The following is a 14865-nucleotide window of genomic DNA, read 5'->3' on the forward strand; positions in this document are numbered from 1 at the left end:
CCCATGAACCTTTACTGTAGCTTTGCATTGGACTTTGAATCAATCTGTGTAGGATAGGTGGGAGGCTTTGAAGCGGGGACGCCAGTTCTCGTGGAGCCATCCTTGAAATACCACCCTGGTTCATTTGAGGTTCTAACCTTGGCCCGTTATCCGGGTCGGGGACAGTGCATGGTAGGCAGTTTGACTGGGGCGGTCTCCTCCTAAAGTGTAACGGAGGAGTTCGAAGGTACGCTAGGTACGGTCGGACATCGTGCTAATAGTGCAATGGCATAAGCGTGCTTAACTGCGAGACTGACAAGTCGAGCAGGTACGAAAGTAGGACATAGTGATCCGGTGGTTCTGTATGGAAGGGCCATCGCTCAACGGATAAAAGGTACTCTGGGGATAACAGGCTGATTCCTCCCAAGAGTTCATATCGACGGGGGAGTTTGGCACCTCGATGTCGGCTCATCACATCCTGGGGCTGTAGCCGGTCCCAAGGGTATGGCTGTTCGCCATTTAAAGTGGTACGTGAGCTGGGTTTAAAACGTCGTGAGACAGTTTGGTCCCTATCTGCCGTGGGCGTTGGAAATTTGAAGGGGGCTGCTCCTAGTACGAGAGGACCGGAGTGGACAGACCTCTGGTGTACCGGTTGTCACGCCAGTGGCATTGCCGGGTAGCTAAGTCTGGAAGAGATAACCGCTGAAAGCATCTAAGCGGGAAACTTGCCTTAAGATGAGATTTCCCAGAGCCTTGAGCTCTTTGAAGGGTCGTTCGAGACCAGGACGTTGATAGGTCAGGTGTGGAAGTGCAGTAATGCATTAAGCTAACTGATACTAATTGCCCGTACGGCTTGTCCCTATAACCTTAGCAGGTTATGGTGAATAAGAAGTACGTTGGAACGTTCGTTGATACAACAACTTCATTACCCCATTTACTTACTTCTCCAGATTCGGAGCGCCGCTGAAAGCGTCGCTCGTACAAGTCAATGCCTGATGACCATAGCAAGTTGGTCCCACCCCTTCCCATCCCGAACAGGACCGTGAAACAACTCTGCGCCGATGATAGTGCTGCAACCAGTGTGAAAGTAGGTTATCGTCAGGCTAGTTATAAGAAGAAGCCCACCAGGTGATCCTGGTGGGCTTTTTTGCGTTCAGTGCAGGTGGGGGTTTTTTTCGTCTATAGAAATTGCCCCAGGCGCTTGCCCAGGCACAGTAAAGTCAGTGTGGGTGGCAGTCCCCATGGCTGAGGAATCACCGATGCGTCGCAGACATACAGGTTTGCGGTGCCGGTTTGCAGCGTGCTGTCCACGCCTTCGCCGAGACGTACGCTGCCGCCGGGATGGGCGGCAAAGTGCCAGCTCTTGAATATCCTCTTTGCGCCGGCGGCGCGCAAAATGCCTCGCGCCATATCAACCCCGGTTGCCAGCTTGCGCCGGTCGGCTGCGGTCAGTGTCTTGTCGACCCAGCGCGGCCCGATGCTGCCCCCGATATCGTCACGTATCTTGACCATCAAAGTCAGCGTTTGTGCGTGCGCCAGCAGCCGGTCCACGCGCCCCACTTGCGCGGCGAAGGCCTGGTACATCGGCTTCGGCAGCGTCATGTCCGCCAATGCGATACCTTCCTGTTGCAGATACAGGCCGCACGCCATCGGCACTTCGGCGCCGCCATCGATATCGTCCACCAGTCCCATCACGGCCACCACGGGATCGCTGAAAAAGGTACTGCAGGCCGTATGCAAACCCGAGCGATGCAACAAGCGCGGCGTGCCGATGCCGCCGCCGGCCAGCACCACCTTCGCCGCGAACGCCTGCCGCACCGCACCCCCATGACGATAACGCACCCCGATGGCGCGGCCGTCTTCCACTATCACCTGCTCCGCCTTGGCTTGCGCGATCAGTGTCGCGCCCAGTTGTACCGCCTCGTCGAGAAAGTCGCGCGCCGTCCACTTGGCGCCGAAAGGGCAGCCATAGACACAACGCCAGCACCCGGTGCGGCAAATCTGCGGACGTATCATCTTGTCGAGTTTTTGCCAGTCCAGCTGCTGCGCTTCGGCGCCTTGCCGGATGCGTTGTGCCATCGGGCCGATGAGCGTATCGGGCAGCGGCCCCATTGGCAGCTCAGCGCGCAGCGATGCCAGCGCGGGCCCGAGGTCGATGCCGTGTGCCGCGAACATCGCTAACGGAGGTGGCGCGGCAGTAGCAAAGTTGATCGTCGATGTACCGCCGGCCGCGATGCCGCTTACCAGCAGCGAAGCATCGCGATGCAGGAAGGCGCTCTTGCCCGGTACGGCCGCGATTCCGGCCATTTGCGCCAGCGTTCCCTCCAGCGGAGCGGCGCTGCCTTGCTCCAGCACCAGCACGCGCAACTGCCGCCGAGCCAGTTCGCGTGCCACGCTGGCGCCGCCCGGCCCACTGCCGACGACGATGACGTCATATGTTGGTGAAGGATGCATGTCAGCCGCTGCGCTGTAGATTGAGTATGAAGCATACGCCGTTCGGCTGATTCTGCGCGACGATCGTGCCGCCCATTTTTGCCATATAGGTCCTGGCGACAAACAAGCCCTGGCCGCGGTTGCCGTCCGCGCCGGATCCTGGCTGGTCCGAAACCCCGTACTCAAAAATTTTACCGATCATATCGGCCGCGATCTGCGGCCCCTGATTGTGGATGGCGATTGCCGCCCCTGTATCGCTGCCCTCCAGCGTAATGGTGATTGGGCTGCCCGGCTGGCGATAACGCTCGGCGTTGCGCAGCACGTGGGTGACGACATCTTCCAGCGAATACTCATCGGCGCGTGCGCTCAGCGGCGAGGCCGGACCGAGGAAGACCACGCCTTCGATGCCGATACACGATGCATTCTCTGCGACGTTTTGCAGGAAGGCCGTCAAATCAACCTCCGTGACCTGCAGTTCGGAAGACTGGAACGCCTCGCTTGGCGATGCGCGGCTGTACAGCACGCGGATCGCCTGCTGCATGCGGTTGATGTAGCGGTGGCTGTCGTCCATCGGGCTGCCGTGCAAAACCATCAGCGACTGCAACGGCGACATGATCTCGTGGCCTACCGCATGCCACATGTCGCGCTCCTGCGCGGCGCGGATGTTTTCGCGTTCGACGTCCTCCCGTACGCGGCGTAGCAGATCGTGCAGGCCGGTGGCCAGCACGCCCAGTTCATCCGCGCCGCGCAGATCGGCCAGATCGGCTTCCGAAAAACCGCGTGCAGCTTTCACCCGCTCACCCACATCGTCCGCGCGTTTGATCAGCACCTTGATGCGCCGGATGATGCCGATCTCGATCACCAGCCAGGCCAGCATCAAGGCCGCCAGCATCGCGCCGACAAACCACACCAGCCGGCTGGCCACCACGCTCAAACTTTTGCTGACGCTGCGGACATCACCCTTGAGCAGCACTTCATAACTACCGGCCGGCGTGGTGATGACTTCCCTCGCTTCCAGCGGCACATCGTAGGCATCCACCGGCAGATGACGGATCAACGTCGTCACGAAATGCCAGGACTGGTCTTCCGGATCGACCGGCCCCACCAGCAACGGCAGCGCGACGCCGTCGGCCAGGCGGCGGATTTGCAGGCTCTCGCCCGGCAGCAGCATGGGCTTCAGGTCCGCCAGCGAAAACGCCGGTGTGCTCGGGCCGGTGCCGCTGTCGAGCAGCGGAGCGCCATCGCCCGGCGGCAGCACCGCGATATTGACGTCGATGCGGTCCAGGTCTGCCGGCGGCCAGACAGGCCGGCGCTTTTCGAACAATGCATCCTGCAGCACGCCTACCGGCAAGCGCAGCGAGAAGAATGCGCTGCGCGTGCAGCTGCTGTCGTCGTCGGCGGCAGCGCGGTCGGTGCAGCTTGGGTTCTGCCAGATCCAGCCGCGAAAATCCTTCACCGCCGGCGCCTTCGCGCGCGCCACGTCGGCCGCCGCGAAGCCGGTCAGGCGTCCGCGCATGCCGCCGAAGCGGTGGCCGGGCGTTTGCGGCTCGGTGCTTTTCTCGAACGGCGCAATCCATTCATAGCTCTGGCCGCGCAGGCTGACCTTAACCTTGACGCGGTGCGCCTGATCCACCACCTGGTCGCCGCGTGTATGTGGGACCAGCTGCGCGCCGTCGAAAGTCCCGGCGACGTAGATGAATCCTCCCGCCCACGGGTTGTTGCCGATGCCGACGCACAGCGAGCCGTTATTGGTGTACTGCGCCAGGCAGCCGGACATCGCCACCGCTTGCTGTACTTTTTGCAGATCGTCGAAATCGAGCGCGGCGAAAGGCAGCAGCAGCGGATGCAGTGCGGCGCGCGCGGCCGCCGGCTGGGGATTGAGCAAAGCCAGTTGCCCGGTCGGATGGCGCAGCGTCGCCGCCACCTGCACGCGGGTCTTCTGAAAACTGCCTTGATAGTTTTTGTAGCTGAGTTGTTTTTCCTGCTGTACCACGGACAGTGCCAAGCCTACCGTGGCCGCCATCAGGAAGACGAAGGCTGCCCTCAGCAGCAGCCGCAGGCGGTAGGGGACGAGGCTGAGCCGGCGCCAGTTCACGGTCAGCGGCTTTCGGTGTCGGCCCAGCGGAAGCCGCGCATCGGAATGTTCTCGATGCTGGCGAAGTCCGGATCGATTTCACGGAAAGCGTCTCGGATGGTGCTGACATGCTTGCGTATATTGTCGCGATTGCGGCCACTCTTCACGACTTCGAACAGCTCATCGTAGGACACCACCTGGCCGCGCCGCGCAAACAGCACCGCCAATATGCGCTGCGCCGTCAGCGGCAAATTGATGCGATGGCCGCGCCAGGTCGGCGTGCGCTGGCGCAGCGGGTCCATGCTCAACTCATCGCTGGCGGCGGCGGCCGCCGGTTCCGGCTTTTCCTTCACCGAGCGCAGGATTTCCAGGAAGGTCTCGATGAAGTCGGCTTCTTCGAACGTGGCTTTCTGCAGATAGTCCCAGGCATCGAGCGCCTTCATGATGCTACGGTAGATGGTGGCCGGCATGGCCGACACCACCAACACCGGCGTGGCATGGCGCTTGTTGATGGCGTTGATGATGGCGACACCCGCATGGCGTTCGCGCCCCAGTTCGATATCGAGCACCACCAGGTCGTAGCGTTCGCGCGCGATGGCCGCCTCGGCATCGTCGCGGCTGAACCATTGGTCGACGGCGATGCCGGGCCGCGCCGACTCTATCCACGCCCGCAGCTGATTGCTGGTCGGCAGATCATCCTCGATGACGGCGACTCTGGCCATGCTGTACTCCACTGACTGTCAATGCCAAGAGTATCCACGCTTTTATGGAAAAAGTCATAAACCCGCTGTGAGGATTTCTTCACGCCGCCGGAGCATAGCTGGGCGGCGGCAGCGTTGATACTTCCGCGGCTCCCGGCGCACCATGCGTCTCAGGGATAGGCCCTGAAATCAAACAACCAGGAGAAGGTGAATATCGTGGCAGAACGGATCAAGCGGATGGTGCAGGCGGTGCGCGCGACTTTGAGCGGCGGCGCCGTCGCTGCGATGAACGGCATGCGCCGCAACGGCGCGATGCTGGTGGCGCTGGGCCTGGCCGGCGCCGCCGTCTATGGCCTGGCCACCCATCCGCCGATGGCCAAGCTGTCGCCCGGCAGCCTGGGTATCCGCACCAACCAGCTGACCGGTTCCGCCATGACCGTACGCGATGGCGCCGTGTTCATGGTGCCAGGCGTGCACGTGCTGCGCCAGGTGTCGCTGCGCGACCAGGTGTACCGCCCGAGCGGCGATGACAAGGCGCCGTTCCAGTCGGTCGAAGGCCTGGCGCTGGGCGTAGACATGTCGGTGCGCTATGCGCTGGATGTGAACCGTGTCGCCGCCATGGCGCAGTCGCTGCCGCCGGATATCAACGGCTCCATCGTCGAACCGGCGGTGCAGGGTGTGATCTACAAGGTGTTCACCCGCTACACGGTGCGCGAGATTTTCTCGACCAAGCGGGGCGAGATCCAGCAGGCGATCGAGACTGAGCTCAAGCCCAAGCTCGCGGCCGACGGCATCACGCTGCGCGGCATCACCATCGGCAAGATCACGCTGCCGGAAGAGTATCAGGCTGGCATGGAGAAGCTGCTGGCCGAGGAGCTGGAAACGGAAAAGATGCGCTACACGCTGGAGCTGAAAGAAAAGCAGGTCAAACAGACCTCGCTGGAAGCCGATGCGGAAAAGATCCGCCGCGAGAAAGCCGCCGAAGCGGCCGGCAATGAGCAGATCATCGCGGCCAGGGCGCAGGAGCAGGCGATGGCGCATGTGCTGCCGTTCAAGCAGAAACAGATCGAGCAGCGCAAGCTGGAAGCGGAGGCGGAGAAAATGGCGCGCATCAAAACCTCCGAGGGCAACGCGCAGGCGCGCGTGATCGAAGCCACCGGCGAAGCCGATTCGCGCCGCAAGCTGGCGGACGCGGAAGCCTATCGCCAGGAATTGGTAGGCAAGGTGGTTGCGGCGCAGATGGAGCGCGAGGGCGATCTGATTACCCGCAACCCGCTGCTGATCCAGAAGACCATGGCGGATAAATTGTCGGACAAGGTGTCGGTCATCATTGCGCCGTCGCCGACCGACGGCGGCTTTATCGGTTCGGCGCTGCTGGGCAGCCAGCATGGTAGGCCGCCGCGCATGGCGACGATCAGCGGCGAAACTGCGGACAGCGCGAAGGAAGGACAATAATCATGGGGATCATTGCAGCCGCCGTCGTACTGGCGATCGTTACGCAGGACCAGGCCGCGTTGCGCGCCGCCCCGAAGGACTCGGCGCAGCAGCAGGCCGTCCTGTGGCAGGGCGACAGCCTGGAGATACGCGGTGAGAGGCAGGACTTCCTGCAGGTCTACGATTACCGCCGCGAGCGTGCCGGCTACATCCGCGCCTCGCAGGTGCGCAAGGTGTCGCTGTCGCCGGCCGATGCGCCGGAGCTGCTATCGGTGGTGCGCTTCCTGCGCGATACGCCGGGAGCGGAGTCGCTTGGCATCAGCTATGCGGCCGCTTATCTGAAGGCGGCGCCTGGGGCGGCGATCACGGCGGAGCCGTTCGATGCGCTGGGTACGATGGCCGACCGGCTGGCGCGGCGCGCGTCCTCCAAACAGAGCAAGCAGGGCGACATCGTCATCGCTGCCCATCTGGAGGCGGTGGCCAACTACGGCGTCGGCATCCGCAGCTTTGAGCGCGAAGGCCGCATGCAGTTGTGCTACGACGGCGAAGCCTTCCGCCGCGTGCTGGCGATGTTGTCTGCGCCGCAGCAGCGCGCGGCCGCTGTGTTGGGGCTGACGCGGCAAGAGTGCGTGGACCCGGCGCTGCGGCCCGGCGCGCGCGTGGCGCTGGATGAGTGGCGCGCGGAAGTGCTTGAGCGTGTGGATTTGAAAGAGCTGGCGCCGCATCTGCGCAATCGCATCCATATGAGACGTGCCGTGGTTTGGTCGTCGGTGGCCTTCGCGCGGGCGCGCAAGGGCGAGCCGGCCACGCAGCCCGCCCAGCGTGCGTTGGACGAACTGGGCATGGTTGAATCGGCGGAACTGACCGACGATGATGCGAGTGCCTTCGCCGAGGCAGGCGTGCGCGTGGGCAGCGTGCGCTGGGCTGCGGAGCCGCCGGCGCTTCCAGGCGCAGGCCTGCACGTGCTGGCCGTCGCCGGACAGCCGGGGGAAACCTGCGTGTTGCTGGTCGACGCAAAACACGACCAGCAGCATGCGCTGGCCCGCCGTTGCAGCTACGGCGTGGTGTGGTCCGCATCGGCCCGCGCGAACACGCAGGGTACGGCGCTGTCGCTGGCTGTGCAGCCGATGGATGGCTGGCGCGAGATGTGGCTGTTCCATCAGACCGGCACCGGATGGCTGGTCGATGTGCTGCCGCCGGCCGCCGCCGATCCCGATATCGGCTATGCCGAATTCGCCGGCTGGGTGCCGGGATCGCAGAATATGCTGGTGGCCCGTGAAGCGCGGGGTGACGGAAAATTCAAGCGCAGTTTCGAGCTGGTGGAGATCAATACGCTGGCGACGCTCAAGACCGCCGACAAGCCGTCGTCGCTCAGCATGTTCTACCGCTGGCAAGACCCTGCCTGGAAGCGCCAGACCGTCAGCCTGCGTTAGAACCGATACTGCGCGCTGACGCCCAGCAGCCAGTTGCGTCCCGGCGCCGCTTCGTAGTATCGCTTGTTGGTGTCGCCGACGATCAGCGAGCCGACGTATTGTTTGTCCAGCAGGTTGTTCAGCCGCGCGAACTGCTTGAAGCGCCAGCCGCGCCATTGCTGGCTGGCGTTGACGCGCACATTGAGCACGCTGTAGCCGGGCGCCGGCTGGTCGGCATTGGCGTCTTCCGCATAGATCCTGCTGCTGGCGATTGCTTCGAGCGCGGCGCCATAGCGGCCGTCGCTGTCCTGCCATGCCAGCTCGCCGTAGGCATAGGCGTTGGGGACGCCGGGCAGCCGGCTGCCTTCCTGTACCAGGCCATAGCCTTTATCGTACACCGCCCGCAAGGTGGCCAACGCCACGCGGGTGCTCAGGCCCGGGTTCCACGATGAGTCGAGCGACAGTTCCAGCCCCTGGCGCAGCGTGCTGCCGGCATTGCGATAGCTGGTGCGTCCACCGTTGCTGCTGTCGACAACCAGTTCGTCGTTGGTACGAACCTGGAAGATGGCGGCGTTGACGCGAGTGCGTTCGTTCAGGCGAGTCTTCAAGCCTGCTTCCAGATGCGTGCTGCGCGCAGCCTGCAGGCCGAAATTGAAACCGCCGGCCACGCCCGAGTAAAACAGTTCATTCAGCGTCGGCGTTTCGAAGCCGCGTGCTGCGCTGGCATAGACATTGAGTTCCGGCGACCAGCGGTATAGCAGCCCCAGTACAGGCGTGGTGTGGCTGTAATCAAGGCCGCCGCTGTCGTTGCCATTTGCGAGGAAGCGATCGTCGACCGAGATCCTGACGCTGCTATGGCGCAGTCCTGCGCTCAGCATCCATGCACCGGACTGCCACTCGGTCTGGATGTAGGGATCGAGGCTGGACACATTGTCGCTCTCGTCGCGCCGCAGCGCACCCTTGACGCCGAACTGCACGCCAATGAAATTGTCATATCCCTTGCGACCGTCGGTGGAGTGGCCGTACTCGATACCCACGGTGGTACTCAGCTTGCCGCCTGCAAGCTGGGTGGCGTGCAGCCAGTTCGCGTCCGCACCGTAGAAGTCGCGGTCGAAGTCGACCACGCCACCGGAATGCGTCGCGGGCGCCTGGAATGCCTTGGAAAACGCCTGGTACTGAACAACCTGGCGATTACCGCCGTAAGCGGTCAGGCGCAGGCGGTCATCGCCCAGGCGCTGCTCCCAGCTTGCGCCGATCTGCTGGTGGTCTATGCTTTTGCGCGTGCTGTAACGGTCGGCCAGCGTGCGCTTCGGGGACTGGGTATCGGTGGCGTCGATCTCCCCCGCACGTGGATCGCGCTGATAGCTGGACCATGTCGCACCCAGCGGATCCTGGGTATCGTCCTGGCGCAGCGCGTTGGCGACGATGGAGAGCCTCGCGCCATCCGCCGGCGCCAGCGTCAGTTTGGCATAGGCTTGGTCGCGGGTGGCTGCGCTGTGCCCGCGATAGCCGTCGGTCTCGAAGCGCGACGCGTCCAGCACGTAGCCGACGCCTGTCTGCTTGCCCTGTGCGTTGACATCGGCCTTGCGGCTGCCGTAGCTCCCGGCGGTCAATGTGGCCTCCAGTGCGGGGGCGCCTTCGCCATCGCGCGTGAACAGCTGGATGACACCACCGGAGTGATTGCCGTAGATGGCGGAGAACGGCCCGCGCAGCACCTCGATGCGCTCAGCGATATCGAGATTGAAAGTGGCGGCCTGACCCTGGCCGTCCGGCATGCTGGCCGGGATGCCGTCGGCGATCAGCCGCACACCGCGGACGCCGAATGTGGAACGTGCGCCGAATCCTCGCGATGAGATCTGCAAGTCCTGCGCATAGTTCTGGCGGTTCTGTGCCACCAGCCCGGGCACCGCCGCCAGTGCTTCGGATGCGTTGACGCGGGCCTGGCTTGCATGAATGCGGTCGGCGTCGACGATATCGATCGCGGCGGGCATATCGAAGACGGTGTGGCCGACGCGCGTGGCGCTGACCACCACCACTTCGGGCGGCTCCTCGGCCGCTACGGCGAAGCCGGTCACGCACAAAACGGCGGCGGCATGCAAATGAGTAGGGCGAAGCTTCATGTGATCTCCAGTTAGGCAGACACCAATATCAGGAATGGACAACTGTGTCAAAAGTGAACAGTTGTCACAGTCTGGTAGCCCACAAAGCCCGGGTTTGCCCAGCATTTCCGCTGGCACGATGTTTGCGAAAAGAGCATGGCGTACTACTCCGCCGCATCGCGCGGCTCATACCCACAGCAGAAAGAGGATGACATGAATCTTGCAGACATCAGCAAACTGGGCGTCGCCAATCCCTTCAAACAACGCTACGACAATTTCATCGGCGGCAAATTCGTCGCGCCGGTGAAGGGCGAGTACTTCGGCAACGTCACGCCGATCACCGGCCAAGTATTTTGCGAAGTGGCTCGCTCCACTGCGGAGGACATCGAGCTGGCGCTGGACGCCGCCCACGCCGCCAAGGACGCATGGGGCAAGACCTCGCCGGCCGAACGCGCCAACATCCTGAACAAGATCGCCGACCGCATGGAGGCCAACCTGGCGCTGATCGCCACGGCCGAGACCATCGACAACGGCAAGCCTATCCGCGAAACCACCGCCGCCGACATTCCGCTGGCGATCGATCACTTCCGCTACTTCGCCGGCTGCATCCGCGCGCAGGAAGGTTCGGTCGCGCAGATCGATTCCGAAACCTATGCCTATCACTTCCATGAGCCGCTGGGCGTGGTCGGCCAGATCATTCCGTGGAACTTCCCCATCCTGATGGCGGTGTGGAAGCTGGCGCCGGCGCTGGCCGCCGGTAACTGCGTGGTGTTGAAACCTGCCGAGCAAACGCCGGCGTCGATCATGGTGCTGCTGGAGCTGATCGCCGACCTGCTTCCTGCCGGTGTACTGAACGTGGTGAACGGCTTTGGCCTGGAAGCAGGTAAGCCGCTGGCCTCCAGCAAGCGCATCGCCAAGATCGCCTTCACCGGCGAGACGGGCACCGGCCGTCTGATCATGCAGTACGCGGCGCAGAACCTGATTCCGGTCACGCTGGAACTGGGCGGAAAATCGCCGAACATCTTCTTCGCCGACGTGATGGATGCGGACGATGCCTTCTTCGACAAGTGCCTGGAAGGCTTTGCGATGTTCGCGCTGAACCAGGGCGAGGTGTGCACCTGCCCATCGCGTGTGCTGATCCAGGAATCGATCTACGAGAAGTTCATCGAACGCGCGCTGGCCCGCGTGGCCGCGATCAAGCAGGGCAATCCGCTGGACTCCAGCACCATGCTGGGCGCGCAGGCTTCGCAGGAGCAGCTGGAAAAAATCCTGTCGTATATCGACATCGGCAAGCAGGAGGGCGCGGAGCTGCTGGCCGGCGGCGGACGCAATGTGCAGGCGGGCGATATGAAGGACGGCTACTACGTGCGCCCGACCGTGTTCAAGGGCGACAACAAGATGCGCATCTTCCAGGAAGAGATCTTCGGACCGGTGGTGTCGGTCACGACTTTCAAGGATGAAGCGGATGCGCTGCGCATCGCCAACGATACGCTGTATGGCCTGGGCGCAGGCCTGTGGACGCGCGACGGTGCGCGTGCCTTCCGCGTCGGCCGCGCGATCCAGGCTGGCCGCGTTTGGACCAATTGCTACCACCTGTATCCAGCGCATGCGGCCTTCGGCGGCTACAAGCAGTCCGGTATCGGCCGCGAGAACCACAAGATGATGTTGGACCACTATCAGCAGACCAAGAACCTGTTGGTCAGCTATAGCCCCAACGCCCTGGGCTTCTTCTAGCCATGGGCCACGTCATCGCCCGTGTCACGGCCACGCCGGCGACGCTTGAACTGATCGCCACCCTGCGTGGCCGCCATGGGCCGTTGATGTTCTTCCAGTCCGGAGGCTGCTGCGACGGCAGCGCGCCGATGTGTTATCCGGCGGGAGAGTTCAACATCAGCGATACCGATGTCTATCTCGGTAATCTGGACGGGACGCCGTTCTACATGGGCTGCGAACAGTTCGAGTACTGGGAGCACACACAGTTGATCATCGATGTCGTCGATGGCAACGGCGGCATGTTCTCGCTCGATAACGGCACGGGCAAGCGGTTCCTGACCCGCTCGCGCCTGTTCACCGACGAAGAGCTGGCCGTGTTGAAGCAATCGGCCTGACTATTTCAGGTTGGGTACCTTGCGGTAGATGGTATTGCGCGATACCCCGAGGGCACGCGCGGTGGCGGAGACATTGCCACCGTGCGCCGCCAGCGCTTTCAATATCGCCGACTGCTCCATCTCTTCCAGGTTGGCGCCGCTGGCGACGGGTTCTTCTTTTGCTGGCGCTTGTTCCATATCGTCGAGGAAGTCGTCCGGCATGTGGCGCAGGCAGATTTCGTGTTCGTCGCCCGCCATCACTTTGGCCGTGCGCAGCAGGTTGGTCAGCTGGCGGAAGTTGCCGGGCCAGCGGTGGCGCCGGAACAGCTGCAGTAGTTCGTCCGAGACGCGATAGCGGCCGTTGTTCGATTCGGTCGCCAGGATTTTCTTGACCACGGTTTCCAGGTCGGTACGCTCGCGCAGCGGCGGCAGCTTCACCACCAATCCATTCAGGCGATAGTACAAGTCCTCGCGAAACAGCCCTTGTGCTATGCGGTTGCGCAGATTGTGATTGGTCGCGCAGATCAGCTCCACGTTCACCGGGATGGATTTGTCGCTGCCCAGCGGTGTCACCATGCGCTCCTGTAGCACGCGCAGCAGGCGGGCTTGCAGGCTGAATGGCATGTCGCCGATTTCGTCGAGGAACAGCGTGCCGCCGTTCGCTTGCAGGATCTTGCCGGTCGCGCCTTTCTTGCGCGCGCCCGTGAAGGCGCCGTCTTCATAGCCGAACAGTTCGGACTCGATCAGCGTCTCCGGAATCGATGCGCAGTTGACCGCAACGAAGGGGCTCATGGCGCGCGGCGAATCGTTGTGGATCGCTTGCGCCAGCAGTTCCTTGCCGGTGCCGGTTTCGCCCATGATCATGATCGGTATGTCGTGGCCCAGCACGCGCGTGACTTTGTCGATCACCAGTTCCAGTTGTGGGTCGCCGGTGCGCAGGTAGCGCAGGCCGGAGAGGCGTCGCTTGGCCGCAGCCGCCTGGTTGGCGGCGACGGCGCTTGGAGGCTCGGGCGTCAGAGATTGTTGGAACACGGTGTTGGAGAGCCGCAGTTGCGCACGGCCGGCCACGCGTACGCCGCTGTGCATGCAGAGGTTCAGCAGGCCGGGGGAGGCGGTGCGATAGTGTTCGTACAGCGCGGAGACGGGCAATCCAAACAGGGAGCTAAAGGTATGCGATTGCAGCTCCTTGAACGACAGGCCCAGTTGGAATAGTCCATTGCGATTGGCGGCGAGGAAGCGGCCCCCCGGCGAGAATGAGGCGATACCTTCCATCAGCGTGCCGATAAACTCCGGACGCGCGTGGAAGTGCAGTGTGATCGCGTCTTCGAAGGTGGACGAGAACAGCTGGTTCTCTATCATCAGCGCAGACATGCGCACCAGCGCCATGGTGTGCTTGTGGAAGCTGCGCTGGTCGCCTGAGACATCCAGTACGCCGATTACGTTGCCGAGATGGTCGGTGATCGGCGCGGCGGAGCAGGTGAGGAAGTGGTTGGCTGTCAGGTAGTGCTGGTCGGCGTGGACCAGCACCGCCGCCTGTTCCGCGATCGCCGTGCCGATTGCGTTGGTGCCCTTGCTTTGTTCGGACCAGGCGGCGCCGGGTTGCAATGCGACGCGGCTGGCCTTCTCAAGAAAGTCATCGTCGCCGAGCGAGTGAACGATCACGCCGTTCGCATCGGTGAGGATCACCATATTGTGGGTGTTGACGATTTGCTGGTACAGCGTCTCCATCGCCGGCACGGCATGCGTGTGCAGCAGGCGGTTCTTCTCGAACAGCAGCGATAGCTCGGTCTTCGGCGTCGGCCCGAAGTCTACGCGGGAGTCGGGGCGCAGGCCGTACTTCTGCGATCGCTGGTGCGAGGTCTCGATAATCAGCGGCATGCTGTCTTCCCATGCCGTGTTGCGATGTGGCGCGGTCTGGCGTTCCATGTTGTCTCGTCTCCGGGGGGCCGTGTTCGGCTCTGTCAGCTAATGTAGCGCAAACGGAGCGCGAGCGGAAAATAAACCTTGGCAGTTTCGCCCAGGCTTTGCTATAGTTCGCCTCCCCGCAAAACGCAGCATGTAAATGCAGCGAAGAGCGGAGAAAAAACAGGCTTGACGAGATAAACGAAACAGTTCATAATCTTGCCTCTTCGCTGATGAACACAACGCTTCTTCAGCAAGCAGTACCGAATAAGTTCTTTAAAAATTAACAGTCGATAAGTGTGGACGTTTGATGAAAGTGCACAGCAGGCTAGTCCTGCTGATACTTAAAATATCAAATGTTCACAAGAAGTAATGAAATAGGCGCTACGAAAGTAGTGGCCTGTCAGTATTTTGAGTGAGCGACCCGTCAGCAATGACGGTGGCAGAAATGCCAAATAAACAGAGATTAAACTGAAGAGTTTGATCCTGGCTCAGATTGAACGCTGGCGGCATGCCTTACACATGCAAGTCGAACGGCAGCGCGGGGCAACCTGGCGGCGAGTGGCGAACGGGTGAGTAATATATCGGAACGTACCCTGGAGTGGGGGATAACGTAGCGAAAGTTACGCTAATACCGCATACGATCTAAGGATGAAAGTGGGGGATCGCAAGACCTCATGCTCCTGGAGCGGCCGATATCTGATTAGCTAGTTGGTAGGGTAAAAGCCTACCAAGGCATCGATC

Annotated in this window: 9 protein-coding genes and 3 rRNA genes; 7 read left to right on the forward strand and 5 right to left on the reverse strand. The window is 62.2% G+C overall.

Annotated elements, in window-relative coordinates; all coding sequences use genetic code 11:
- Nucleotides 1-840: ribosomal RNA gene (locus DUGA2_RS31790) — 23S ribosomal RNA — on the forward strand; the annotation flags it as partial.
- A 130-nt stretch (nucleotides 841-970) separates the two neighbouring features.
- Nucleotides 971-1083 (forward strand): 5S ribosomal RNA (gene rrf, locus DUGA2_RS31795).
- A 75-nt stretch (nucleotides 1084-1158) separates the two neighbouring features.
- Here the strand turns inward: rrf and DUGA2_RS31800 are convergent.
- From DUGA2_RS31800 to DUGA2_RS31810, 3 genes are read right to left on the reverse strand one after another with little or no spacing between them, the layout of a single operon-like run.
- Entirely contained in the window at nucleotides 1159-2433 is a 1275-nt protein-coding gene (locus tag DUGA2_RS31800; protein ID WP_070273276.1) for an FAD-dependent oxidoreductase, read from the reverse strand.
- Between the two features lies 1 nt (nucleotide 2434).
- A complete protein-coding gene (locus DUGA2_RS31805) occupies nucleotides 2435-4507 on the reverse strand; it encodes a HAMP domain-containing sensor histidine kinase (protein WP_070273277.1) in 2073 nt (690 codons plus the stop codon).
- A 2-nt stretch (nucleotides 4508-4509) separates the two neighbouring features.
- Nucleotides 4510-5208 (reverse strand): response regulator transcription factor, encoded by a 699-nt coding sequence (locus DUGA2_RS31810; RefSeq protein ID WP_070273278.1) that lies wholly within the window; start codon nucleotides 5206-5208, stop codon nucleotides 4510-4512.
- A 195-nt stretch (nucleotides 5209-5403) separates the two neighbouring features.
- On the opposite strand from DUGA2_RS31810, the gene DUGA2_RS31815 reads away from it, so the two are divergent.
- Together DUGA2_RS31815 and DUGA2_RS31820 are read left to right on the forward strand one after the other, a co-directional pair.
- On the forward strand, nucleotides 5404-6642 hold the full coding sequence (locus DUGA2_RS31815) for an SPFH domain-containing protein (RefSeq protein WP_070273283.1): 1239 nt from the start codon (nucleotides 5404-5406) through the stop codon (nucleotides 6640-6642).
- A gap of 2 nt (nucleotides 6643-6644) precedes the next feature.
- Nucleotides 6645-8054 (forward strand): hypothetical protein, encoded by a 1410-nt coding sequence (locus DUGA2_RS31820; protein ID WP_070273279.1) that lies wholly within the window; start codon nucleotides 6645-6647, stop codon nucleotides 8052-8054.
- Here the strand turns inward: DUGA2_RS31820 and DUGA2_RS31825 are convergent.
- Entirely contained in the window at nucleotides 8051-10153 is a 2103-nt protein-coding gene (locus tag DUGA2_RS31825) for a TonB-dependent receptor (protein ID WP_070273280.1), read from the reverse strand. The two genes, DUGA2_RS31820 and DUGA2_RS31825, sit on opposite strands and share 4 nt — an antisense overlap.
- 192 nt (nucleotides 10154-10345) lie before the next feature.
- On the opposite strand from DUGA2_RS31825, the gene adh reads away from it, so the two are divergent.
- Both adh and DUGA2_RS31835 read left to right on the forward strand, forming a co-directional pair.
- Nucleotides 10346-11866, forward strand: coding sequence for an aldehyde dehydrogenase (adh, locus tag DUGA2_RS31830; RefSeq protein WP_070273284.1), 1521 nt, complete (start codon nucleotides 10346-10348; stop codon nucleotides 11864-11866).
- Nucleotides 11867-11868: 2 nt separating this feature from the next.
- Nucleotides 11869-12240: a DUF779 domain-containing protein gene (locus tag DUGA2_RS31835; RefSeq protein ID WP_070273281.1), complete on the forward strand. Its 372-nt coding sequence runs from the start codon at nucleotides 11869-11871 to the stop codon at nucleotides 12238-12240.
- On the opposite strand, the gene DUGA2_RS31840 is transcribed toward DUGA2_RS31835, so the two are convergent.
- Nucleotides 12241-14145 (reverse strand): sigma-54-dependent Fis family transcriptional regulator, encoded by a 1905-nt coding sequence (locus tag DUGA2_RS31840; protein ID WP_070273282.1) that lies wholly within the window; start codon nucleotides 14143-14145, stop codon nucleotides 12241-12243.
- Between the two features lie 444 nt (nucleotides 14146-14589).
- On the opposite strand from DUGA2_RS31840, the gene DUGA2_RS31845 reads away from it, so the two are divergent.
- Nucleotides 14590-14865: ribosomal RNA gene (locus DUGA2_RS31845) — 16S ribosomal RNA — on the forward strand; the annotation flags it as partial.

Source organism: Duganella sp. HH101 (assembly GCF_001758795.1).
Classification (GTDB): domain Bacteria; phylum Pseudomonadota; class Gammaproteobacteria; order Burkholderiales; family Burkholderiaceae_D; genus Rugamonas; species Rugamonas rivuli.